Origin of the sequence: Streptococcus agalactiae ATCC 13813 (genome assembly GCF_000186445.1) — a bacterium.
Lineage (GTDB): Bacteria > Bacillota > Bacilli > Lactobacillales > Streptococcaceae > Streptococcus > Streptococcus agalactiae.
The window spans coordinates 331991-355440 of record NZ_GL636070.1; the positions used below are offsets into that span (position 1 = coordinate 331991).

At 36.6% G+C, this 23450-nt stretch carries 36 protein-coding genes and 2 pseudogenes; 36 read left to right on the forward strand and 2 right to left on the reverse strand.

The genetic code is table 11. From position 1 onward, the window contains the following. Positions 1-2 precede the first annotated feature (2 nt). The 22 genes and pseudogenes from HMPREF9171_RS111380 to HMPREF9171_RS111300 all read left to right on the forward strand — a co-directional run bounded on the left by HMPREF9171_RS111380 (position 3) and on the right by HMPREF9171_RS111300 (position 10473). Positions 3-293, forward strand: coding sequence for a MerR family transcriptional regulator (locus tag HMPREF9171_RS111380; protein ID WP_000963485.1), 291 nt, complete (start codon positions 3-5; stop codon positions 291-293). A gap of 1 nt (position 294) precedes the next feature. Beyond that, positions 295-519: a hypothetical protein gene (locus tag HMPREF9171_RS111375; protein WP_000431163.1), complete on the forward strand. Its 225-nt coding sequence runs from the start codon at positions 295-297 to the stop codon at positions 517-519. Between the two features lie 10 nt (positions 520-529). Then, positions 530-1441, forward strand: a complete 912-nt coding sequence (locus HMPREF9171_RS111370) for a putative phage replisome organizer (protein WP_000774836.1) — start codon at positions 530-532, stop codon at positions 1439-1441. A gap of 9 nt (positions 1442-1450) precedes the next feature. Next, positions 1451-2293 carry an ATP-binding protein gene (locus tag HMPREF9171_RS111365; RefSeq protein WP_000863939.1) on the forward strand — a complete coding sequence of 281 codons (843 nt, stop codon included), beginning with the start codon at positions 1451-1453 and terminating at the stop codon, positions 2291-2293. Next, positions 2293-2439: a hypothetical protein gene (locus HMPREF9171_RS1000000113915; RefSeq protein ID WP_000424128.1), complete on the forward strand. Its 147-nt coding sequence runs from the start codon at positions 2293-2295 to the stop codon at positions 2437-2439. The genes HMPREF9171_RS111365 and HMPREF9171_RS1000000113915 overlap by 1 nt, the downstream gene beginning before the upstream one ends. Continuing rightward, on the forward strand, positions 2429-2704 hold the full coding sequence (locus tag HMPREF9171_RS111360; RefSeq protein WP_000431580.1) for a hypothetical protein: 276 nt from the start codon (positions 2429-2431) through the stop codon (positions 2702-2704). Before HMPREF9171_RS1000000113915 ends, HMPREF9171_RS111360 begins: the two co-directional genes overlap by 11 nt. Next, on the forward strand, positions 2691-2945 hold the full coding sequence (locus tag HMPREF9171_RS111355) for a hypothetical protein (RefSeq protein ID WP_000229413.1): 255 nt from the start codon (positions 2691-2693) through the stop codon (positions 2943-2945). Before HMPREF9171_RS111360 ends, HMPREF9171_RS111355 begins: the two co-directional genes overlap by 14 nt. A gap of 2 nt (positions 2946-2947) precedes the next feature. Continuing rightward, positions 2948-3109, forward strand: a complete 162-nt coding sequence (locus tag HMPREF9171_RS1000000113255) for a hypothetical protein (RefSeq protein ID WP_001288191.1) — start codon at positions 2948-2950, stop codon at positions 3107-3109. After that, a pseudogene (recT, locus tag HMPREF9171_RS01000000112925) lies at positions 3110-4062 on the forward strand (phage-derived integrase/recombinase RecT). After that, positions 4059-4856 carry an LCABL_13060 family 5'-3'-exonuclease gene (locus HMPREF9171_RS111350; protein WP_000137368.1) on the forward strand — a complete coding sequence of 266 codons (798 nt, stop codon included), beginning with the start codon at positions 4059-4061 and terminating at the stop codon, positions 4854-4856. The pseudogene recT and the gene HMPREF9171_RS111350 overlap by 4 nt, the downstream one beginning before the upstream one ends. A 164-nt stretch (positions 4857-5020) precedes the next feature. After that, positions 5021-5218 carry a hypothetical protein gene (locus HMPREF9171_RS111345; RefSeq protein WP_000592584.1) on the forward strand — a complete coding sequence of 66 codons (198 nt, stop codon included), beginning with the start codon at positions 5021-5023 and terminating at the stop codon, positions 5216-5218. Further along, positions 5208-5684, forward strand: coding sequence for a RusA family crossover junction endodeoxyribonuclease (locus HMPREF9171_RS111340; RefSeq protein ID WP_000143299.1), 477 nt, complete (start codon positions 5208-5210; stop codon positions 5682-5684). Before HMPREF9171_RS111345 ends, HMPREF9171_RS111340 begins: the two co-directional genes overlap by 11 nt. Further along, complete coding sequence (locus HMPREF9171_RS111335) at positions 5674-6021, forward strand: hypothetical protein (protein WP_000129027.1); 348 nt, start codon at positions 5674-5676, stop codon at positions 6019-6021. The genes HMPREF9171_RS111340 and HMPREF9171_RS111335 overlap by 11 nt, the downstream gene beginning before the upstream one ends. Before the next feature lie 11 nt (positions 6022-6032). Further along, entirely contained in the window at positions 6033-6314 is a 282-nt protein-coding gene (locus tag HMPREF9171_RS111330) for a nucleotide modification associated domain-containing protein (RefSeq protein WP_000763918.1), read from the forward strand. Positions 6315-6469: 155 nt separating this feature from the next. After that, positions 6470-6897, forward strand: a pseudogene (locus HMPREF9171_RS0102345) (YopX family phage-derived protein). After that, positions 6894-7112 (forward strand): hypothetical protein, encoded by a 219-nt coding sequence (locus HMPREF9171_RS111325; protein WP_001002033.1) that lies wholly within the window; start codon positions 6894-6896, stop codon positions 7110-7112. Before HMPREF9171_RS0102345 ends, HMPREF9171_RS111325 begins: the two are co-directional and overlap by 4 nt. Positions 7113-7115: 3 nt before the next feature. Further along, a complete protein-coding gene (locus tag HMPREF9171_RS1000000113920) occupies positions 7116-7259 on the forward strand; it encodes a hypothetical protein (protein WP_000564611.1) in 144 nt (47 codons plus the stop codon). Then, entirely contained in the window at positions 7256-7753 is a 498-nt protein-coding gene (locus HMPREF9171_RS111320) for a DUF1642 domain-containing protein (RefSeq protein ID WP_001019153.1), read from the forward strand. Before HMPREF9171_RS1000000113920 ends, HMPREF9171_RS111320 begins: the two co-directional genes overlap by 4 nt. A 24-nt stretch (positions 7754-7777) precedes the next feature. Next, positions 7778-8077: a hypothetical protein gene (locus tag HMPREF9171_RS111315; RefSeq protein WP_001105091.1), complete on the forward strand. Its 300-nt coding sequence runs from the start codon at positions 7778-7780 to the stop codon at positions 8075-8077. A 17-nt stretch (positions 8078-8094) separates the two neighbouring features. Continuing rightward, positions 8095-8361, forward strand: a complete 267-nt coding sequence (locus HMPREF9171_RS111310) for a hypothetical protein (protein WP_000660737.1) — start codon at positions 8095-8097, stop codon at positions 8359-8361. Between the two features lie 391 nt (positions 8362-8752). Further along, a complete protein-coding gene (locus HMPREF9171_RS111305) occupies positions 8753-9187 on the forward strand; it encodes an ArpU family phage packaging/lysis transcriptional regulator (RefSeq protein WP_000142572.1) in 435 nt (144 codons plus the stop codon). Positions 9188-9558: 371 nt separating this feature from the next. Further along, entirely contained in the window at positions 9559-10473 is a 915-nt protein-coding gene (locus HMPREF9171_RS111300; protein WP_000915469.1) for a DNA adenine methylase, read from the forward strand. A gap of 53 nt (positions 10474-10526) precedes the next feature. Here HMPREF9171_RS111300 and HMPREF9171_RS111295 read toward each other — a convergent pair whose 3' ends face one another. Both HMPREF9171_RS111295 and HMPREF9171_RS0102350 read right to left on the reverse strand, forming a co-directional pair. After that, positions 10527-10904, reverse strand: coding sequence for a type II toxin-antitoxin system HicB family antitoxin (locus HMPREF9171_RS111295; protein ID WP_000964196.1), 378 nt, complete (start codon positions 10902-10904; stop codon positions 10527-10529). Between the two features lie 52 nt (positions 10905-10956). Beyond that, positions 10957-11142, reverse strand: coding sequence for a type II toxin-antitoxin system HicA family toxin (locus tag HMPREF9171_RS0102350; RefSeq protein ID WP_001132271.1), 186 nt, complete (start codon positions 11140-11142; stop codon positions 10957-10959). Positions 11143-11271: 129 nt separating this feature from the next. Between HMPREF9171_RS0102350 and HMPREF9171_RS111290 the strand changes: the two genes are divergently transcribed. The 14 genes from HMPREF9171_RS111290 (at position 11272) to HMPREF9171_RS111235 (ending at position 23442) form a co-directional block, all read left to right on the forward strand. Further along, on the forward strand, positions 11272-11589 hold the full coding sequence (locus HMPREF9171_RS111290) for an HNH endonuclease (protein WP_000687301.1): 318 nt from the start codon (positions 11272-11274) through the stop codon (positions 11587-11589). Between the two features lie 135 nt (positions 11590-11724). Continuing rightward, positions 11725-12081, forward strand: coding sequence for a hypothetical protein (locus HMPREF9171_RS0102355; protein WP_000343900.1), 357 nt, complete (start codon positions 11725-11727; stop codon positions 12079-12081). Further along, positions 12078-13721 carry a terminase TerL endonuclease subunit gene (locus HMPREF9171_RS111285; protein WP_000628071.1) on the forward strand — a complete coding sequence of 548 codons (1644 nt, stop codon included), beginning with the start codon at positions 12078-12080 and terminating at the stop codon, positions 13719-13721. The genes HMPREF9171_RS0102355 and HMPREF9171_RS111285 overlap by 4 nt, the downstream gene beginning before the upstream one ends. Before the next feature lie 68 nt (positions 13722-13789). After that, a complete protein-coding gene (locus HMPREF9171_RS111280) occupies positions 13790-14938 on the forward strand; it encodes a phage portal protein (RefSeq protein ID WP_000696093.1) in 1149 nt (382 codons plus the stop codon). Then, entirely contained in the window at positions 14919-15650 is a 732-nt protein-coding gene (locus HMPREF9171_RS111275) for a head maturation protease, ClpP-related (protein WP_000192154.1), read from the forward strand. Before HMPREF9171_RS111280 ends, HMPREF9171_RS111275 begins: the two co-directional genes overlap by 20 nt. Positions 15651-15671: 21 nt before the next feature. After that, positions 15672-16832, forward strand: coding sequence for a phage major capsid protein (locus HMPREF9171_RS111270; protein ID WP_000178059.1), 1161 nt, complete (start codon positions 15672-15674; stop codon positions 16830-16832). A 3-nt stretch (positions 16833-16835) separates the two neighbouring features. Next, positions 16836-17129, forward strand: coding sequence for a head-tail connector protein (locus HMPREF9171_RS111265; RefSeq protein ID WP_000343313.1), 294 nt, complete (start codon positions 16836-16838; stop codon positions 17127-17129). After that, a complete protein-coding gene (locus HMPREF9171_RS1000000113925) occupies positions 17101-17250 on the forward strand; it encodes a hypothetical protein (RefSeq protein ID WP_000868405.1) in 150 nt (49 codons plus the stop codon). Before HMPREF9171_RS111265 ends, HMPREF9171_RS1000000113925 begins: the two co-directional genes overlap by 29 nt. Continuing rightward, on the forward strand, positions 17243-17590 hold the full coding sequence (locus HMPREF9171_RS111260) for a hypothetical protein (protein ID WP_000087631.1): 348 nt from the start codon (positions 17243-17245) through the stop codon (positions 17588-17590). Before HMPREF9171_RS1000000113925 ends, HMPREF9171_RS111260 begins: the two co-directional genes overlap by 8 nt. 45 nt (positions 17591-17635) lie before the next feature. After that, a complete protein-coding gene (locus tag HMPREF9171_RS111255) occupies positions 17636-17986 on the forward strand; it encodes a hypothetical protein (RefSeq protein WP_047209731.1) in 351 nt (116 codons plus the stop codon). Further along, positions 17979-18359 (forward strand): hypothetical protein, encoded by a 381-nt coding sequence (locus HMPREF9171_RS111250; protein ID WP_000237791.1) that lies wholly within the window; start codon positions 17979-17981, stop codon positions 18357-18359. The genes HMPREF9171_RS111255 and HMPREF9171_RS111250 overlap by 8 nt, the downstream gene beginning before the upstream one ends. A 14-nt stretch (positions 18360-18373) precedes the next feature. Further along, positions 18374-18979 carry a major tail protein gene (locus HMPREF9171_RS111245; protein WP_001198459.1) on the forward strand — a complete coding sequence of 202 codons (606 nt, stop codon included), beginning with the start codon at positions 18374-18376 and terminating at the stop codon, positions 18977-18979. A gap of 10 nt (positions 18980-18989) precedes the next feature. Further along, a complete protein-coding gene (gene gpG, locus HMPREF9171_RS111240) occupies positions 18990-19292 on the forward strand; it encodes a phage tail assembly chaperone G (RefSeq protein ID WP_001281299.1) in 303 nt (100 codons plus the stop codon). A gap of 226 nt (positions 19293-19518) precedes the next feature. Continuing rightward, positions 19519-23442, forward strand: a complete 3924-nt coding sequence (locus tag HMPREF9171_RS111235; RefSeq protein ID WP_001051905.1) for a phage tail tape measure protein — start codon at positions 19519-19521, stop codon at positions 23440-23442. Positions 23443-23450 lie beyond the last annotated feature (8 nt).

Here is a 23450-nt window from a genome sequence, read left to right on the forward strand (position 1 = left end):
GCATGGCGATTGAAATTTTTGGTCCAGATTTTAGAAAAGAATTACTTGAAGATTTAATTGCTTTAAACAGAGAAGCGCTAAAAATAGCCCAGACAAAAAACTCTAAGTCTATTGAGTGGGTGACGATGAAACAACTTGAAAAAGAAACTGGCTGGGGACGCACTAAATTGAGTGAGTGGAGAGATGAAGGCAATTTTAGTTTTAAACGTTCTTCTCTCAACGGGAAAGTGCTATATGACCTGGCGGATGTCAATAGATTTCTACGAACAAGTGGATTGAGAAAAGGAGTATGATATGGAAAATCCAATTACAGGCGTAGTAGTCTTATTATTTATTGCTTTAATTGCGTACATCGGAAACCGCAATAGTAATCAAAAAACAATTACAAAAACAGTTGACACAATCTTAGATGATTATCAAGTTGTACGTAAGGTTGAGAGACCAAAACGCACGGATTTTATAGAGTTACCCACTCCAGGATCGTGTGGGAAAGTCTGGGGCAAGGATAGACCTTTTTAAGGAGTATTGAATGGCAGATAACAGAAAGTATTACTATCTTAAATTAAAAGAAAATTTTTTTGAAAGCGATGAAGCAATTATATTGGAAAGCATGCCTGATGGCTATATTTATAGCAATATTTTGCTCAAGCTATATTTAAGAAGTTTAAAAAATGATGGCTTATTAATGTTTAATAACCTTATTCCTTACAACGCACAAATGCTTGCAACAATTACAAGGCATCAGGTTGGGACTATCGAAAAGGCTATTCAAATCTTTAGAGACTTACAGCTAATTGAAATTCTTGATAATGGCGCTATATATATGACTAACATTCAAAATTTTGTTGGTAAATCAAGCACTGAGGCTGACAGGATACGAAAATTAAGAACAGAAAAAAACAGCGGTGTACAAATGTTGTACAAATGTACACCAGAGATAGAGATAGAGATAGAGATAGAGAAAGAGAAAAAGAAAGAGAAAGAGAGAGAGTTAGATAAAGAGAAAGAATATATTGTCGAGCAGAGCCCGACTGAATATCTCTTTCCAGACTGGTTAGAAGAGAAATATGTCGAACAAGTCAAAAAAGGTAATCCCAAAAATTTTGATTATCGTATCCCAATAGCTTATCTCAACCAAAAAATGAACTCTAACTATAAGTTTGTAAAAACAAACACAGATTTAGTCAAAGCGAGACTAAAAGATAGTTATACTTTAGAAGATTTCAAAGCTGTCATAGATAAAAAATGCAGCGAGTGGGTAAATTCTGACATGGAAAAATATCTCAGGCCATCAACCTTGTTTAATGCTAGCAAGTTTGAGAGCTATCTCAATCAGCCAGAAGTTGCTAAAAGTGATTATTACCAGAAGCAACAAGGCCAACGATTTTCGCAAGCTGAGTTAGATGAGCTTAAGAAACCAGATCCGAAATATGGATTTTAGGAGGTATCTATGGCTTTTGGGTTAATGACAAGAGAGAGCATGCTCGAGAATGGTGTTATTAGAGATACTGGAAAAACATGCGAAAAGCACGAGATGCCAATTTATGCTAGGAAAATGCCAAATCATGGCAATAGAGAAACAGAATTTTGTTGGCAATGTACAACAGAGTATATCCAAACGAAAAGTAATGCGGTTGACATTGCGTACAACAACCAGTCGTTGCTAGCTAAGGGTTATAAAGTGTTTTATAAAGAGAGCGTTTTATCAAAGGAAATTGCTAGTGCTACGTTGAAAAACTACAAGGAACATAGTGCTGTAGATACAAAAGCGCTAAACTATGCCAAACGAATCACCAGAGATTATGTTAAAGGAATGGAAGGTAACTCCCTCTTACAAGGACCTCCAGGGGTTGGCAAGAGCCACTTGTCTATGAGTATTGCTAAAAATATTAACGAGATGTTTAAATCTTACAATCAATCAAAGAGTGTGATATTTGTTTCGGTACCTTTGTTGTCCGGACTAGTCAAAGATACATTCGATTATGACGATAAAAAAAATAGCAAATATTCGCAAGAAAGAATGTCAAAGCTTCTCATCAATTGTGATTATCTGATACTTGATGACTTAGGCAAGGAGTCAACCACAGGTAACACCATTAAATCTGCTAGCGGTTGGACATATACGTTTTTATTTAATATTTTGGATAATCGGACAAATACTATCATTAATACAAATTTTAGTAGAGCTGAGCTTATGAAAATCTACGATGCTGCTTTTGTCGATCGCATAATCAAAGGTGCAAAAAACAATATTTTTAAATATCCAGATAATGCAGAAAGTAAGAGGTTCTGATGGAACTAACATTAACAACATTTTTCGGCCTATCAGAAGAGCATGCAGCAAGAATCATGGCTCTAGATGAAACTAGTCGAAATAAAAAAATTGAAGAATACAGGCAGTTAAGACTGCGCAGAGGGAGGATTGACTTTGGAAAATAGACCAGATTTGAAATTAGTAGCTGAATTAGAAAATAGGATTAAAGACTTAAAAATCGAAAATGAAATCTTAAAGTCTAAAAACATTGATTTGTCTGAAGATGTTAAATATTTAAAAGATGAATGCTTCGAAAGAGATATTTCTATGGCAGATATTATGGTTAATAATAACAACCTAAGAAAAGAAAACAATGAGTTGCGAGAAATGTTTGACTTTATCAAAGATAGACTAGAGAAATTTGTAGGTAGCTATCATGGTAGAAATTAGGATTAATGGCGAACTTGTAACGTTTGACGGTAATTTTAGGGATGCTTTTATCTTTACAATTGACTGCTTACGAGGCAGCGAAGAACCTACGCTAAAGCGGACATATCAAGAATTTACAGATTACACAGACGAAGACTTAATGGAATACATTGAAATGGAATTTGATGTTAAACCTGAATTAATTGTCAATCGGAGACTTGATAGCAGTTGGACTTTTAAATCTCACATTTTGGAAGACTGACTATGAGCGAAGAGTTATACGAGTCTAGTCGTTATTGGCAAAGCAGATACAGCGACTTGATGTCTGATTATCTTAAAGAAGCGGAAGAAAATATAGAGCTTAAAAAACAGTTGAAACGCTTAAAAGCTGAAAACTGGCAATTAAAACATAGAAAGAGGAAATAGATGGCGAATGAATTAACTCAAAGACAAGTGACATCAAACGTTGCGACACGAATCAATCAAATGAAAGATTCTGACGGACTGATGATTGCGCCAAAATACAGCGTAAGCAATGCGCTTAGCTCAGCGTACCACGCTTTGAAAAATGAGGGTCTATTGAATAAAGACCAGGATAGCATCTACAATGCACTTTTTGATATGGTAACGCAAGGTCTAAGCCCGGCCAAGAATCAATGTTACTTTGTGCCTTATGGGAACACTGTCAAGTTGACGCGTTCGTACTTTGGCACTATGAAAGTTGTTAAGCAACTACCTGAAGTAAAAGACATTTATGCAGAAGTGATTTATAAAGGTGATGATTTTAAAATCAAAAACGAAAATGGGCGCAAGGTGTTTGTCAGTCACGATACAGATTGGACAAATCAAGACAATGAGATTGTTGGAGCGTATTGCATTATCGAAAAATCAGATGGAGAAAAAATCTTAACCGTTATGACAAAAAAGAAATTGATAAGGCATGGTCGAAAGCAAAAACAAAGAATGTACAAAATGATTTCCCTCAGGAAATGGCTAAACGGACAGTTATTAATCGAGCAGCTAAGCAATTCTTCAACACGAGCGATGACAACGATTTGTTTGTAGATGCGGTAAACCGTACCACAGAAAACGAATATGACAACGACAGACAAGTCAAAGATGTCACACCGCAAGAAAAAAACAGCTTAGATGACTTAATAGGTCATCAGAGCGAAATTAAGGGCACTTCTAGCGATTTAAAAGACGTGACTGAAGATTTACATTCAGAACCAGAAAAAACGCTCACAGACGAAAATAAGACGGTTTTAGAAGACACCTCTTATCCGGCAGATGAAATTCCGGATTTTGACCAAGAAACTGGTGAAATTAAAGCTAGCGAAGGTAATCTCTTTGATAATCTTGGAGACTTAATGCCATGACGGAGTTAGACTTACTTGGAAAGGACTATTATAGCAACGAATCATCAATTAAGTACTGGTCTATTAGTCAGTACAAGCGTTTTAGAGAATGCGAAGCAAGGGCGCTTGCTGAATTGCAAGGGGATTGGACAGATACTAGAGATAACACTGCGCTGCTCGTCGGGAACTATGTCCATTCTTACTTTGAGAGTAAAAAAGCTCATGAAGAATTCAAAGGCCAAAACGGCTCTGAAATGATTTCGACCAGAGGAACAACCAAAGGTCAGCTCAAAAAAGACTATTTAGTCGCAGAACAGATGATTGAAGCACTTAAAAATGATTATCAATTCATGAAATATTATCAAGGCAAAAAAGAGGTGGCCATCACAGGTTTACTTGGTGGCGTGGAATTCAAAGGTAAAATTGACTGTCTAAATGTTGATTGTGGCTACTTTGTGGACATCAAAACCACAAAAGGCCCTGTTGACGACAAGGTTTGGAATGGCCAAGAGCGCGTTTACTGGTTTGAGGCTTACGGTTACATCTTACAGATGGCTGCTTATAAAATCATGCTAGAAGCTAAATACAAGAAGCCATTTAAGCCAATCATTTACGCAGTGACTAAAGAAACACCTCCAGATACTAGAGCAATAGCAATCGAAAATTTAGATGCTATGCAAAATGAGTTAGATAACCTAGCACAAAACATCAAACATTTAGATGCAGTCAAAAAAGGGATAGAACCCCCAAAACCTTGCGGGAAATGTGAATATTGCAGAGCTAATCAATTAACACAAAGAGTAATGATTTTTTAACAACTTATTGCAGAGTGAAGCTCGGCCTTTGCAGTAATAATGTTTTCCGGGCAAGAAAGGAAAATAGCCTACTTATCGATAAAATCGATAATATAGAGAATTGCTACACTCGTCCTTGCCACAGCTCACACACATTTAATAGGGCGAGTGTGGATTTTTGAAAAATGATTAAGAAACAAAGGATATATGCAATATATGATGACGACAAGTTTGTCGACGTTGGCACAAAAGAAGAGCTGATGGAAAGACTCGGAATTAAAAAGCAAACAATAGAGCAATACATGACTAAATCATATCAAGCGTTAGCTAGCTCAAAACGAATTGCATTGTTGGTAGGGATTGAAGAGGAATATGACTTTTAAAACAGAATTTGAAATACCAATCGAACCAAAACCTCAAACTAGACCAAAATTTAGCAAGTGGGGAACGTATGAAGACCCAAAGATGAAGAAATGGCGAAAAGAGGTTTCTGGCTGGATAGAAAAAAATTATGATGGACCGTTTTTCGATGGTTGCATAAAGGTAGAGGTAACCTTTTACATGAAAGCTCCCAAAACGCTATCAAAAGAGCCTACACAGCGTTCTAAAGATAAAACAATACAAATATATCAGAACTTCGTGCGTGAGCTTATATGGCACGCTAAGAAGCCTGATATTGATAACTTAGTTAAAGCTATTTTTGATAGTATTTCCGATGCAGGTTACGACAGAATACAGAAATCAGGCATCGTTTGGTCGGATGACAATATCGTATGCGATTTAAGAGCAAAGAAGAAATACAGTCAGAATCCAAGAATAAAAGTGAGGATTGAAGAGATTGACAGATGAATTAATAAATAAATTTTACAAAATTTTTGACGATGGGATTGTAAGGCAAATTAAAAAGCTAGATGTAGATTGCAAAAAAGCTGAGCGAATAAGATGTAGCGTTACAAATAACAGACGTCGAAAAACATTGCCAAGACCGTACGTTATCGAAGCATTTAAAGATTATTTTGACGAAGACACTTATGTACAGATGTATCTCAAATCTTATCGTGAGTATCACAATCCAAATAGTCACGAAACTGATATTTTTATAAAGTTAAACAAAAAGCACAGAGATACAAAGTTAGACCATTACAAGAAAGTTAAGCGATTGATGTACGCAGCAATGACTTTCTGAGGAGGTATAGTATGGCAGATAAAATAAACGCAGAGAGTATGCAAGCTGCATACAACGAAAATTATCAAATGTTTTTAGCCAAAAACGCAGATTACGGAAATTCTTTCGAGAAGTCTCTAAACGACTTCGGATATGTGGCTGGTATCGTCCGTATAAGCGATAAATACAACAGGCTATATAATCTTACCCAGAATAAACAAAACGTCTCAGAGAGCCTAATAGACACCTTAAACGACATGGCGAATTATTGCATGATGTTGTCTGTCTGGATGGAGGAAGAGGAACGATACTGAAATTTAGAGCATGGGGGATAACCGATGTTGATTAATAAAAATTTAGTAAGAGACATTAGACTTGCTATCAATGAATACGATGATAATTATGACGAAGATAACGCAGAAGTTTGTATAGAAGTCATTAGACGATTGATTGAACAGGAGGAATTCTGATGATACCGAATTTTAGGGCATTTAACAAAAAACTAAAAAAATGTATAGCATTGATGGCTTTAAATCAAGTGAACGCAAAATATACAGATGCAGCTTAGCAGATGATGAGTTTCGCTCTGGTCGCTTAGAGACATTCCATTTTGTAGAGGATAATCTTGACAACTATATACTCATGCAATCAACAGGGCTTAAAGACAAAGAGGAAACTGAGATTTTTGAGGGTGATGTTGTTAGACATATTGATTTTCTTCTAAATAATGAAACTGTTAATAAAGTGTATTTTAAAGACGGATTGTTTATGTATGACGTAGTTGTTGATGAGTATACATATGATGTTCCTATCGGAGAAATTATAGAAAATTCAATAGTTGAAGTTATCGGAAACATCTACGAAAATCCAGAATTACTAGAAAGCGTGGAAGAATGAATGAACATGAATCGTTAAACACATGGCTAACTATATTTGTGGCAATCTTAATTGGTCTTCGGATTGGTTGCGACTGTTCTGAATTACACTACAAGCCACAAATAGCAGACTTACAGTCACAATTAAGCAGGACACAAAAGCAGCTTAAACGTGCTAGCGAGCAAAATCAGAGACAGACAAAGCGGATTGCAGAACTAACGGGAAATGGGGGATAGGGTATGATTGACGAAATTTTAAAAAGACTTAATAAAGAATTTGACAATGATCTGGATAACTACGGACAAGAAAGCTACGCTGGTTATATGGCTGCAATAGGTGTAGCAATTGAAATTGTTGAAGAAGTTAAGCGAGGTAGCAAATGAATATTGAAGAAGCGAAGAAATTGATAGACAAACAGTCTATTGGTAAAGGTGGTGTCGGCGACATTCCAGTAGTGAAAACACATATTGTAAAAGTATTACTCGACCAACTCGATCAACCTCAACCAGAAGTGCCACAAATGATATTTGATGTGATTAAAAGCTTTGATGATGATGTAGATTATTTACATCAACACATGAGTCGACAATCTGATGAAGTTAGAGAGTGGCTAACTCACAATGAACGTGAGTTTTATGAAGCTTGGCTAGCTTATCCAAATATCACAATTGAAAAAGAGAAGCTTTATACAGTTGAGATACCTAATCCGAATAGTGATTTAAAATTAATTTTAGTAAAAGTAATTAATGAATTGAAACTTATTTCTGTTTATGAAAATGAATTAGAAGGGTATAGCAATATTCGTGTTCTCACAGAACAAGAAATCCGCAAAGACTTCGACTGGGCATGGCAGTTTAGAGAAGAGGTGACGGAATGAATGAAAGAGAGTTAAATAAAAATTATGAATTATGATAAAAATAAAAATGATGCTAAAAAGAACTTTATTATAGCTTTAGTTCTATTGCCGTTCGGCTTAGTATTATCTGGATTTGTTATTAAATACGGTTGGAATAACATTTTATCAACAATTGATGGCGTACCATCTATCAATTTACCGCAAGCTGTAGTAATCAATGTGTTAATTAGTCCTTTTGCTTCTAAAAAAAATACAGATGAAGATTTTGCTACAGTGATTGCAAGAGTGTTTATTTCTCCGCTAGTCGTATTGTTATTGCTTTGGATAGTGACTTTGTTTATGTAATATCTTGAGGTGACGGAATGAAAGAAAAAACAATTTTTATATCAAAAAAATATGCAAATGACTTTAACAATGACAAATATAATTTGTCCTCTGGCTATTATTTTAGAAATGGTGAAAAACATGATATTGCTATTGTTAAATATGGTGAAAAAGATTATTTAAAAAATACTGATTTAGCATATGTTGTATGCGATAAAATCGTTGATGAAGGCTATGTAGGCTTCGTTTATCATGGTGAATATGAAACTTGGCATTTTAAACTATTAAACACAGAAGCAAATTAAAGTCCCACGCAAGCGCCTAAGAGCCTGCAATGGCTCTGTGGGTCTACGAGCTGGAATACTCGTTAAACTTACCCTGGAAGCTTTCTGTAAGTATTCAGCTGCGTAGCGTGGAATAATCGTTACGTAGTTATAGAGCGAAATTTTTAGAAAGGGAAATATCCTCCGACATTTTTTTCGTAAAAATCTAAAGTCTGTTATCGCTCACAGATGATTATACAAGCGCAAAGCTGCAAATAAAGTGCTGACGCAAAACTAAAAATTTAATACTCGACAATTTAACAACACAAAAAAACAGTCAGCAGAAAAAGGAAAGGAGAACAATAAAAAAGCGCTCGTGAAAGCGCCATTCGGTATATATTCGTACAACTATTATATCATACGAGGAGCTTTCATGACGTTTTTTCCAGAAATTAATATACAAAAGACTAAATCAAACGCTAAGCGAAAACTAAGAGAGTATCCACGCTGGCGTAGGATCGCTAATGATGTAGATACTCAAAAAGTGACAGCCACTTATTCCTTTGAGCCTAGACAATCACATGGAACTCCTAGTAAGCCAGTTGAACGCTTAACACTCAACCGTGTGTCAGCTGAACAAGAATTAGAAGCAATTGAGCAATCAGTTAGTATGATACTGGATCCAGAAAAGCGCAGGATTTTGTATGAAAAATACTTATCTCCTTACAAGAGCGCAGATAAGGTTATTTATACAGAATTATGTATGTCAGAGAGTTTTTATTATGACACGCTAGATGCTGCATTATTAGCTTTTGCAGAGCTTTATAGGGAGGGTTCTTTGATTGTAGAGCAAGGAGTTTTTGACTAGTTTTTATACAGTAATACAATAGTTTATACATAAAAATATGTGTTAATATAGTATTATCAAAATAGCAAGAAGAGATAATCATTTACCAATAGGCTATTTATTTAGTCGTCAACTTTAACTACTATCAAACTTGCTATTTTATGTATGTGGGACGTGCGGGTTCGAATCCCATAAGACACCTTTAGGAACATGAACCGTGATTGGAAAACGGTAGAGGTAGCGCCTTGATAATTGGATTGTCGACGGTCTGATTATATGTGTCGGTTCGATTCCGACTGTTCCTATGAAATAAGGTTAGACCTTAGCTTAGCTCATTTGCTGGGTTTACAAAGAGTCATCACTTAGTGGTGGCTTTTTATTATGGAGGAAGAATGCTTAAATTAGATGAAAAGAAAATACGAAAAGGAAAACCGATTGGGCTTCCTTACCCAGGTAGTAAAAAGAAAATCAGTAAGAAGATTGTTGAAATTATCAAACAAAATTTCGGCATAGATAAACCAATATACGACGTTTTCGGGGGAGGCGGTGCAATTACTGCGGAATGTATGCTAAATGGTTTAGAAGTTCACTACAATGACTTGGATAAAGAAATAACAGATATGCTTCAAGAAGTTATCAGTCAAGACAGAGAGTGGATCAAAACGCTAATTGTCAATCGTGAAGAATTTTATAAAATCAAAAATAAAGCGGACAAGACAGTTGATGATAATATTAAGTTGCTTGTAAATAGCTTCGGGAACAACTCAAGAGGATATTTATACGGCACAGAATGGTCTGATATGAAGTATAATCTAGCGATTAAGATTATCAATAAGCATGATTTGTTTAGTGGTTATAGACAAACAGATACATATAAAAATGCTAAAAGACCATACGACGAAGGAAAACTGGATAAAAACAAAGTTTTACAACAGCCACAACGGTTACAACAGTTAGAGCAGTTACAACAGCTACAACAGTTACAACAGTTAGAGCAGTTACAACAGCTACAACAGTTAGAAGTAACGAATCTAAGTTACAAAGCTTTCTCAGATATCGAGTGTGCTATTTTTTATCTTGACCCACCCTACGAAAATACGTATCAAAATTACAAAGGTGATACGTTCGATAGCCAATCTTTTTACGATTGGGCTTATCAAATGTCAAAACGTAACACTGTTTTGATTTCGAGTTATGAGATTTCAGACCCACGTTTTGAAGTTGCGTATGAATTTAAAACTGCCAGATCAACATTTCAAAGCGGTAACGCAGGAAAAAGATACGAGAAGTTGTTTATGGTTAAGTAGTCATCACATTGTGGTGGCTTTTTATTATGCAAAAAGAACCACAACGGTGGCTCTTATGCTTGTAATTTTAATTCAAGTGCTTCAGTAAGGACTTGAGAAAAGTTGAGGTTTTTATCTTCGGCTGCGTTGTTCAACCACTCAGGAATAGTCACGTTTTTGCGTACCTTCCTAGAGCGATATTTTTTCATGTAGGCGATCATATCAATGCCAATTAAAGCAATATCAGAATCAGGATACTGTTCTTTTAAATCAGAAACGGAGCTTGCCTTTGGATAGTCAGTATAATCCTCAAGGGCAAAACCTAAGACTTCAACAGCCATTTCGTAAGCTTCTTGAAAGTCTTCACCTTGAGTGATTGCTTCAGGGACATCTGGAAATGTAACCATGATATAATCTGAGTCTTGTGTAAATATAGCTGGATAAACTAACATAATGATTCTCCTTTGATTATTGTGAGATAAGCAAGTCATCTTGTTAAGCGGATTATTTCAAACCCGCTTGTTTTAAGATGGCATCTTCAAGACCCTTACCAAGGTCTTTATTGTGCATTGGAACGATTGTTTGGTGTCCTAAGTCATCACGAAGTTTTTTATGACTACCGTTCTGGCTAATTTCGTAAAACCCGTTCTTTTTAAGCAATTTAATCATTTGCTTAGGGGTCATTGGCATATTGCTTACCTCACTTTCTATACTTATATTATACACATAAAAGCAATGTTTGTCAAGTAAAATACGCATAAAATACTTATTTTTAGGAGGATATAACATGAAACAAAGTCAATATCCGTTGTTTGAACCATGAAAATAGACACAACTTCCAAAGCCAGTAGACATCTATTCTACAATTCAACAACATGGAAAAAGCTAAGGCTTGAAGCTATAGCAAGAGACAACAATGAGTGCCAATGGTGTAGACAAAACGGAAAAGTGACGACAGATAACTTAGAAGTAGACCACATCAAAGAACTTGAATTTTATCCCGAACTTGCAACGGACTTAGCTAACCTTAGAACGCTTTGCAAGGACTGTCACAATAGACGACACAAGCGCTTTAATTATAAAAAGAAGAAGGTCGATAAAGAAACAAATTACCGTTCTGATGAATGGTTTGGATAAGTACCCCCCATCAAAATAAAACGAGGTAAAATCCAAATGATGAAACCGGTGGGAAGGGTCAACTGTCCAAATATTTGCTTTTTTTATCGCACGACCCCCCACCCCAGAGAAAACCTAGAAAGGAGATGTGAATTTTTGGATGAATTAAAACGTCGTAACAAATTAGTTTATAGTGAAAAATATCGCTTGAAACAGCTATTTAAAGACATTCCTGAAGATAAAAAGAAAATCGCAGAAGGATTGTTCACTCAAGCTGCACGTCTCCGGATACTACTTAACGACATGTGGATTGATATCTCAGAGAACGGCGATTATGAACTGTTTTCTCAATCAGAAACTCAGACACCTTATGAAAGAGAGCGTCCTGTAGCAAAATTATATAACTCACGAGATGCAACGTATCACAGAGTTATAAAACAATTGATCGATATGCTGCCAGAAGGAAAAACAGTCAATAAAGATGATTTTACGAACGGTGGTGATTTGTTGTGATTACACATCCACTGTTTGAAGAGTATGCTCGTAAGATAGACAATGATGAAATTGTTTACAATAAAGAGCGTAAAATGCTCGTTAATGTTATCAGAGAAAAAATACTTGTCAGAGATGACCTGTATTTTGATGACAGCTTGATAGATAAGTATGTGAGATTCGCTGAAAAGAATTTTTTCCCATTAGCTGGATATCAAAAATTTATAACTCCTTTTATTTTTTTGTTTCGAAAAGATGATGGCGAGCCACAATTTAATGAATACCTTTTAACATTGGCTCGTGGAGGTGGTAAAAATGGTTTTATGTCCACTAGAGATGCATTTTTTACAAGTCCGTTGTACCCTATCAAAAACTATGATGTAACCATTACAGCTAACTCGGAAAGACAAGGGAAGGTATCTTTTGAAGAAGTTTATGAGACTATCCAATCAAAAGGGCTAGAAAACCACTACTATTTGACTAAAATGGCAATTGTGGGACGGAAAAACAATTCTGTCTTTTCTTTTCGCACAAACAACCCCAAAACGATGGACTCTGCTCGTGATGGTTGTTTAGAATTCGATGAAATCCACCAATTTGAAGATGATAAAATCGTAAAAGTCCAAAAATCTGGTTTGGGTAAAATAGCACATGTAAGAACCTTCTTTAATGGCACAAATGGTTATGTACGTGAGGGTTTTTACGATAAAACGATTGAGAAAGCTATGCAGATACTACGAGGAGAGGTTGAAGATTTCAGAATGTTTCCTTTTATCTGCAAGCTTGATAACGCTAGCGAAGTTGACGATATGCGTAATTGGTCAAAGGCTAATCCAATGCTCGACGAAGACACACCATACGCAAAAAGGCTACTAACAGTTACTAAAAGTGATTATGATGATTTGGAACTTGAACCTAGTGGTAGGCAAGAGTTTATGACAAAGCGAATGAATTTGCCGGAAGCTGATTTAGAAAAAGACGTCACTAGCCGTGAGAAACTATTAGCATGTCTCAGGGAGCCCCAGATTAGCCTCAGAGGGCGCTCTTGCGTAGCTGGGTTTGATTATGCATCTATAAGAGACTTTGCTTCTGTAGGTTTGTTATTTAAGGATAATGATGAGCTAATTTGGAAGCAACATTCATTTGTTAGACGAGAGTTTTTCAAAGCGTTTAAACTTAAAGCTCCCATCGAAGAGTGGCAAGACAAAGGATTGCTAACTCTTGTTGACGGAGACAGTATTGATCCTCGCTTGCTTGTCGATAAGTTAATTGAATGGAGGAAGGATTATAATATTGAAATAGTTTGTGCAGATGGGTTTAGGATGGATTTGCTTAAACCACTACTAGAGGAAGCTGGCTTTGAATATGAGTTTTTACGAAATCCAGGAGCGATTCAAAGCAAAGTTGCACCTATCATTGAAGATGGTTTTGCTAATGAGCGTTTTATTTTCTTAGATGGTGACCACATGATGTTATGGTATACGGACAATACTTACGTAAAAGAAGATGGTTCTGGAAACAAGAGATTTTTGAAGAAAGAACCCGTAAGAAGAAAAACAGATGGTTTTCATGCGTTTATAGCAGCGCTATATAAAAAAGAGAGTATACAAGAAGGAAATGCAGGAGATTTTTTGGAATCAATTGCAGATTGGGATTTTTAGAAAATAAAATCTTATTAAGTTTCCCAACCGAGAGGGTTATCATGGAATCTAAAGAAAGGAGGTAATCAATGAAAATACTTGATTTTTTTGGCAGTATTTTTAAAACAGGAACTATACCTGAAAATGGGTATGATTTAGATGACATCTTCAATGATTATCAAAATCTTTACTTAAAAAATCTAGCTATTGATAAGTCCGCAGAATTTCTAGCTAGGATATTTGCTGATTCTGAAATGCGATTAGTTAATATCGAGAGTCCATCTTGGAATTATTTGCTCAATGTACGACCAAATAACAATGAGTCAGCATCATATTTTTGGCAAAAATTTATTTATAGGTTAGTTACTCAAAATGAAGTGTTAGTTATCAAAACAGATGACGATCAGTTACTTGTCGCTGATGACTACAGTCGCAAAGAATACGCTGTATATGAAGATACATTTGATAGTGTGACTGTTAAAGACTTTATATTCAAGCGAACGTTTAAAATGAGCGAAGTTATCTTCTTGCAATACAACAATAACAGGCTATCAAGTTATATTGACGGTTTGTTTTTAGAGTACGAAAAATTACATCAGCGCATGGTAGAAACTGTTTTAAGAAACAACCAGATAAGAGGGATGATGCATGCAAAAGGCTCTTCTCAATTTACAGATAACCAGATGTCTTTGATGAAGAATTATGCTGATAAGTTGTTTAAAGCCTTTTCTGAGAGGTCTGTCGCTATAGTTCCAGCTAATGATCATATCACATATGAAGAGTTGACGAACACCACAGGTACAACAAATTTATCTGTCGATGATTTACAAAAGATAAGACGACAATTCGACGATGAAATCGCTGATATTTTAGGTATTCCACCAACTGTACTGCATGGAGACATGGCTACTTTAGATAGTTCTCAAAAAGCTTTAGTGCTTTATTGCATGAGTCCGCTTAGCAAAAAGATACAAGATGAGTTAAATGCGAAAATCATCAGTAAAAGTGACTATCAAAAAGGTAAGAGACTAAAGATTGTAGGACTGTCACAACATGATATTTTTGACATTGCAGTTAATATTGATAAGTTAGTTTCAAGTGGCACGTTTACCCGCAATGAAGTACGTGAAAAACTCGACTTTGCACCGATAGATGGTGGGGATGCTATTATCTTAACTAAAAACTATGTTGAAGATGGGAAAGGAGGTGATAATACAGATGACACAAATACAGATTAAAGGACCTATTGTTTCAGATAGCGACCGTTGGTTTTACGACTGGTTAGATATGCCAGCAACTGCACCAAAAGATGTTATCTTGCCACAAGATAATAGTGATATTGAAGTACTTATTAACTCTGGTGGTGGCGACGTATATGCAGGGAGCGAAATTTATACCGCATTGAAATCATATCAAGGAAACGTAACGGTTAAGATTGTTGGTATTGCTGCTTCGGCGGCTTCAGTAATCGCAATGGCTGGTGATGTTGTTGAGATTAGTCCTACAGCACAATTGATGATTCACAATGTATCTACTACAGTTAGTGGAGATCATAAACAAATGCTGCATGAGGCAGGAGTTTTAGAAAACTACAATATATCTATTGCTAATGCTTATGTCAATAAGACTGACTTAGAAATGAATGAATTGCTAGATTTGATGAGCACAGAAACTTGGTTTAATGCACAGCAAGCTATTGAAAAAGGCTTTGCAGACAAGGAAATGTTTGCTGAAGAAATCAAACAAGCGCCGCAATTGGTGGCTGGGATTGAAAATATCATTCCTAGTGATGTCATTTCAAAATTAGCTAATGCGATTAACACAAAAAAACCAGAAGTTAATATTGATGAAATCGTAGATATGGTTATTTCCAAAATGGAAAACACCGAGCAAAAAGGAACTAAAGACAGAAAAGAAGCACCAACAGGTTTTGGGGCTTTTTGTTTTTAATTAAAAGGAGAAATTTAAAATATGACAATGAAATTATCGAATGAATTCAACGAAATTCGACAAAAATTTGTAGATGCAGTATCTAACCAAGCGCCACAAGAGGAACAGAGCGCTCTCTACAACAACATGCTAGAAGCAATGTTTGAAGAATCTAAAAAAGTTGCGCAAGCAGAAGTAGAATCTGCAATCGCATTGACTCCAGACGACGCAAAAATGACAGCTCGTGAACGTAAATTTTTTAATGAGATCGTAAAAACAGCGCCAGCTGGGCTAACTGAGTTAATCCCAGAAGAAACAGTTGATCGTATTTTTGAAGATTTAACAACAAAACATCCGCTTATTGGAGCTATTGGTCTTAAAAATATGGGCCTTCGCATGAAGTTCATTGATTCTGATTCTAAAGGTAAGGCCGAGTGGGGTGACTTGTACGGGGAAATCAAAGGGCAACTTCAAGCTTCATTTAGCTCAACTAAGGCTATCCAACACAAGCTCACAGCTTACGTAGTTATTCCTAAAGACGCCGTTAAGTTCGGACCAGGCTGGTTACTTCGTTTCATTATGACACAAATTGATGAAGCGTTCGCAGTTGCATTAGAAGAAGCTTTTTTAAATGGAGATGGCAATGGTAAACCAATCGGGTTATCTCGTACTCTAAAAGGTAAAGTTGTTGGCGAAAAAGCGACGTATGATGCAAAAAAACCGACAGGAGTTTTAACATTTAAAGACCAATCTACAACAGTAAAAGAATTGACGATGGTACACAAATACCACTCTGTAAAAGAAGATGGAAAGACAGCTGTTGAAGTTGATGGAAACATTGTTATCGTGGTTAATCCAGCAGATGCATGGGATGTTAAAAAACAATATACATCACTTAATGCTAACGGAACGTTCGTTACTGCTCTACCTTACAACGTTACCTTAATTGAGTCAGTACATCAAAAGGCTAAGGAAGTTACAACTTTTGTTAAGGGACGATATGATGCATATGTTGCAGGCGGAATTGAGTTACACAAGTATACAGAGACATACGCTCTTGAAGATTTAGACTTATTTACAGCTAAACAATTTGCATATGGCCGTGCTAAGGACGAGACTTCAGCAGCAGTTTGGACGCTTAGTGTTGCAGACCCAATTGTAATTTCTGGCGAACCAGGCGTAGGAGCTATTCCAGGAGTGTAATAGATGGATGAACACAAGCTTTTAAAACCATTTAAAGAACGAATGAGAGTGTTTCATGATTTGGATGATGACAATCTATCACTAATTTTGAAAAGTTCAGAGAGCGCCCTCAAAGGGTTGTTAGGGTTTGATTTGATGGATTATGAAAGCGGTAAAGAGTTAATAATGGAGCGCTCGAGATATGTCTTTAACGACTGTCTCGAGTTGTTTTATGACTCTTTTAAAAACGAAATCGCTCGTTTGGCTATTGAAGAAATGGAAAGAGAATATGAAAGTAAGAACGATTCAACGATTTGAAGATTATAAAGAAGAGGTAATTCGAGAAATTGGGGATGTCTTTGTTGTCAACAAAAACCGCTTTAAAGAGATTGACGACAAATTACCTGGTTTTATCGAAGAAGTTTCTGACGATGTCTAGAAAAAAAACAAATAATGGTGATTTGAGAACTCCTGTCATCTTTTATTCATCAACAACAGACGATGAATTAGATGGAAGAGATATGAAATTAAAGAAACTATTCACAACACTCGCCGAAGTCTATAATCCAAGCATAAAAGATATTGAGAAAGTAACTGAGAAAGGCGTTAAAGCACAATACACTATTAAGTTTAGAGACCCTCTGTCGGGTTATATCCCTCAGAATGATCATCTTGTAGAAATTATTGATAGCAGGTTGCCAAATAAAAAAATAGGGATATTAGATATAAGGCCTGATTTTGTTGATAGAGACTTTATTGTTGTAGTTCTCGGAGGATAAAGAGTGGGAGCTGAATTAAAAGGCATTGATGAACTTTTAGCGAATATGGAAAAAAAGTTAGGCTCTGCGAAAGTTAACAGAGTAGTTAATAAAGCGCTAAAAGAAATCGGTGAAGAACTAGAACCTAGTTTCGAAGCTGCTATATCGGTTTACCGAAGAAGCGGAGCGACGGTTAAAAGTGCCGTTGTATCTAGGATTAAACGTGAGGAGGGAATACCAAAAGTGAAACTTGGATTCCAAGCTCCACGATGGAACATAGTCCACTTACAAGAGTTGGAATATGGATGGAAGGAGAAACGGCGTGGTGTCGGGGTAATTCGACGTTATTCGGATGTTTTAGAAACGATATATCCGAAAGGCATAAAAGACAAGTTGAAGGGAGGTTTTGATGGTTAAAGACATGCTAACAGAAATTGGTGAGCTTTTTAAACAAGACGAAGTTTTGAGATCAGTTAAAACAAAAACTTTTAAGCGACCAGAAAGTCTACCTTCTGACCAAACAAGCATTGTTATTGTACCTCTTGCACCACCTAGACAAACAAACTTCGGTTCAGATAAACCATTAGCTAAGAAATTTATGTATCAAATCGATGTAGAGAGTGTATCAAGGCTCGAATGTAAAGATTTGCAAAATAGGATTGAGAAAAAGCTGATGGTTATAGATTTTTTTCAAAGTGATAACGGCTTAGAACGTTATGACGAGGATACAAACAGATATCTAGATGCTAGAACTTACAAAGGATTTAGCAGTTTATATGAAGAGTATTGATAAAGGAGAATTTAATGCAAGTAGTAGGATTTAAACGAATGACAATTCAAGTTTTAAGTGATCCGAAAAAAAAGATTGTCATCGAGGGTGCGGCTGGTAAAGGTGCAACTAAAACAGCTAAAATTAGTGGATTATCAGCAGCCCCTGTCAAAACATATGGTTCAGATATTGCTTATCACACCTCGCGCAGAGGTGTTGGCGATGTAAAAATGGAGACAGAAGCAATTGATATCCCATTTGAACATTTACAAACCATACTTGGTTATAAAAAAGGTAAAAAAACAGAAGGAGTTACATTTATCGGAGAAGATACAGAAGCGCCTGAAGTGTCTGTTCTTTTAGAAGCTCCAGGGACAGAGGGGAATGTATATCTCGGTTTCTTTAAAGGGACTTTCTCGATGGAAGATTTCGAATTAAAAACCAAGGAAGAAAAACATGATGGTTTAGACTCTCAAAAATTAGTGTTCACAGCACAACCTGGTGAAGTAGGGGAAGCGAAAGGTCAATATGTCGGTTGGGCGATGGATGAAGAAGCAGAAGCTAAGGGCAAAAATGCAATGGCTTTGGTTAAGCTTTTGAATCCTGGCGAACCAGGCGTAGGAGCTATTCCAGGAGTGTAAAGGAGTGTAGATGTCAGACTTAGAAATTAAAATTAAAAATGATAACGGCGAGCTCGTGGTGAAAGAATGTAAATCTCTTACTGTGAGAGACTATCGAAATTACTTGATTATGCAAGATGAACTTGCAAAAGGAGATGATCCAGAACATGTGAAACTAGACAAACAACTAACTTTTATGGCTAGTTTGTTTGAAGGCTTAACCGTCGATATGTTATATGACAAATACAACATGTATGAATTAAACAATGCTCTGGCAAATCTATATGTTAAGTTAATCGGAGGGGAGCCAGAAGACCCAAAGGAGACAACTTAACACCCGGCGAGGCATTAGAAAAGTTTTACGAGTTTATCAGAAACGTAATCAAATCTGACTACGGAGTATCTATAAAAGATGTCATGGAGACAAACTGGATTGATATGCTGGAAGTTTTAAAGCCTGCAGAAGTCAAATCTGAGGAAGTGATGTCGTTAGAAGACTTTGTTGGGACTCTAAATGGCGGATAAACTCCGCCTTTTTATTTTTGTTGAAAGGAGGAAAAATGGCAAAAGGTACACCACTAGGGAGTATGTTTATCGAACTTGGATTAGATACTTCTAAGTTTGACCCTAAGTTGCAAAGCGCAAAAAGAGCTGTTAATTATTTCAAAGCAGAGACGAGAGCTTTAGATGCCGCCTTAAAAAACACCGGAAACGCATTAAACAATAACGCAGCTAAAGCCAATGCACTACAAGCAAAATATAAGTCAGTAACACAGGCAATTGAAGCGCAAAAAAAAGTGTTAACGAGTTTGAAATCTGATTTTGACAAATTAGATCCAGGGACAGCTAAATGGGAAGCCGCAGCCGTTAATATTGAGAGAGAGAATGCAAAATTAGCAGCATTAGAGGGACAATTAGGAGCTGTAAAAAAAGCTTTTGAAGAAGTTTCTGCTCAATCCGGTTTTACTGGTTTTTTACAGCGCAGTGGCAAACAGATTGAATCTTTTGGTCAAAAAATGCAAAAACTAGGTGAAGCTACTAAATGGGTAAGCGCTGGATTTGGAGCTGGAGCATTATATAGCGTCAAGGCTGCAAGTGATTTTGAATCTGCGTTTGCTGGTGTAAAAAAGACTGTTGATGAAGTAAGAGATTCGAACGGAAAAGTTATTTACTCTTATGATATGTTGTCAAAAGGAATTAGAAACATGTCTAAACAGATACCTGCATCAACGACGGAGATTTCTCATGTTGCGGAAGCTGCTGGTCAGCTAGGTATCAAAACAAAGGATGTTTTAAATTTCACTCGTGTCATGATTGATATGGGAAAATCTACTAACTTGTCATCAGAAGAAGCTGCAACTGCATTAGCTAGGTTTGCTAATATCACACAATTAGATCCATCTAAGTACAGCAATCTAGGTAGCTCAATTGTTGAGTTGGGTAACAACTTTGCGACAACTGAAAAAGAAATCGTTGAAATGGGTCTTCGCTTAGCTGGTACAGGTAAGGTTGTAGGGTTGACAGACCCTCAAATTCTTGGCTTGGCAACAGCTATGAGTTCTGTTGGTATCGAAGCGGAAGCAGGTGGTTCGGCGTTTAGTCGTGTCATGCAAAAAATTAATACACAAGTGTTGTCTGGTGGCGAAGATTTGTGGAAGTTTGCAAAAATCGCTGGTAAATCTGCTGATGAATTTGCTGCATCTTGGAAGAAAAATCCACAAGAAGCCATTATTGATTTTGTTAAAGGGTTAAAACGCTTTAAAGAAGAGGGCAAAGACGTAACTGCTCACTTGCAAGATATTGGTATTGAATCAGTACGAGAAATTGACACATTACAACGTTTGGCTGGTGCTGGTGATTTACTTGGCGATGCATTTAAGTCCGCAAATAAAGGATTTAGTGAAAACAAAGCGTTGACTGATGAGGCTTCTAAACGATACGCAACTTTCCAAAGCAAACTACAACTCCTAAAAAACAAACTAAATGATGTAGCTGTCACAATGGGTGGACCATTAATGGATGCTGCTTCAAATGCCCTTGATGCATTGGAACCAATGTTTAAAGTTGTTAGGGATCTCGCAAAAGCATATTCTAACGCTAGCCCAGAAATGAAAAAACTTATCACATATGCAATTTTAGGTGCAACTGCATTTTCTCCATTAATGACTGCTATCGGTAAAACAACTTCTAACGTAGGTAGATTAGTAGGTTGGATAGGAAAGTTGTCTGGTGCAACGAAAGGCGCAAAAGCAGCAGAAGGATTAGCTACTGCTGTAGGCGGTCTAGGTGCTAATTCTGCAACAGCGGCAGCTAGTGTAGGGCTTTTAGGAAATCCAGTGACTTGGGGGGTCATCATCGGCGGTGCTGCGGTTATCGGAATAGGTATATTAGCTAATAAGATATATGAAGCTCACCAGCGTACACAAGAGTGGGGAACTAAAGTTAATCAGGTACAAGCCAATGAACTACAGGCTTTTAAAGATAAAGTTGATAAGACGAATCAGTCGATGGCAGGATTCAGAGGTGGAGCTGACCAAGTCAATGCTGTTAAGACAGCATTTCAAGGACTAGTTACCGAAATCGAAAAACTAGAAAATAAAGACTTAAGTAAAAACGTTAAATTAGCAGAGCAACTTGGTTTCAGTCAAGAAACGATAGAACAGTTGAAAAAATCAAGCAGGCAAACAATTGATAATGTCAAGCAGATGTCTGATGAAGTCATTAATATCTATCAAAACGCTAGCAACGAACATAGAAGATTAACTGAAGAAGAGAATGCTGTTGTTTTAGCAAATCAAAATGAGCTTATCAATGTGCAGCTATCAAAATTGAACTACTCTGCTAAAGAGAAGAAGGCAATTACCAAGGCGATGAATGGTGAGCTAGAAGCGTTAAATAGTCAGCAGTTAACTAAGGCTCTTGAAGTTACTGAAAAATGGATAAAAGCTGAAAATAAATCATATCAAAAGTTAAAAAGTGGTCTTAAAAAAGCTTATGACTCTATCAAAGGTGATGATGAAGCTGCTGTTAAAGCGAGGGAAGAAATCCACAAGAAACAGCAACAACTCGAAGCTGACCATTACTTGAAAATGGAAGCTTATGGCAAACGTTATGCTGAAATTCAAAAGAAACTGCTTAAAGGGACTGCGAAATATTTAGACCCGCAGTTGCAACAAGCGATGGTTAACGATGTCAAAAAGCAAATGAAGGAGCTTGGGTTATCTTATGAAGAGTTGATGAAGAAGACAACCAAAGCAGCATCTAAAGCTCAAGAAGTTAATACTATGTGGGCTAGAACTACTAAAAAATCAACAGAAGATCAAAAGGTGGCTAATTCGCAATGGAATAGCCTTGTCTGGAACCCTAAAACGGGTAAGTTGAAAACAAATGCTAAAGAGGAAGTAGCTAAAGCTCTTGAAGCGGAAGGTGGCTGGGACAGACTTAAGTTTATTGCAAAGAATGCAAACTTAGAGACTAACGCTCGGATAACCATGGCGGAAGTCCTAGTCGAAACTGGCAAATGGGATGCTCTCAAACCAGAAGATAAAAAACTAATCGTTGATGGGCATCAAGGCATTCAAGCTATAGTAGAAAGTGAGGAGCACTTAAAAATATGGAATAGTTTGCCAGAAGACGTTAAGCGCATCTTAGGTGATAATAAAGATTTTCTTGACAAAAAAGGAGTTGCGACCAAAGCGCTCGAAAATTGGAATTCGTTGTCTCCAAAAAAACAGAAGCTACTAGCAAAAGATATGACTAGTTCTGATGTTGAGAAAGCAAAAAAAGCAGTCAACAGCATTGTTCAAAAGAAACCAACAAGCATTAAAGCTAAAAATGATACAAAACCTGATGTCAATTCTGCGCAACGAGCAATTGATAGCGCTAAACAACGTCAACCTATCTCAATTAGAGCTAGGAATGACGCAGGAGGAGTCATAGAACAACTATTAGCTAGCATACCGAGAACGGTCACTATAGGAATCGCTTCTGCTGCAGCTAATGCCTTTAAGTTCGCAAATGGTACTGATTATCACCCAGGCGGTTTTGCAATGGTCAATGACCAAAAAGGGTCTTTATATAAAGAACTAGTAACTTTACCGAATGGACAATCATTCATCCCAGATGGCCGTGATGTAGTATTACCACTGCCGAAAGGTTCGAAAGTCATGAAAGCTAGTATGACCAGGGACTATATGAAAAATTTAGGAATACCTAAATATGCTAACGGCGTTGGAATTCCTAAAGATTCGACGTTTGTCAAAAGCATTACAATCCCTAAGAGGGGAGTATCAGAAACGACATCATACGACGACTCTAATATTGCAAGAATTTTGAATGAAATTTTACTAACGCTTAGAACAAAAAATCATGAGACAAAAAATGGCGATGTCTATTTAGATATGAGAAAGGTCGGCAGGATGATTAAAGAACACAACGAGTCTGAAAGTATCATGCTTAAACGAATGCGAGGTGAACTGTCATAGGGAAAGTT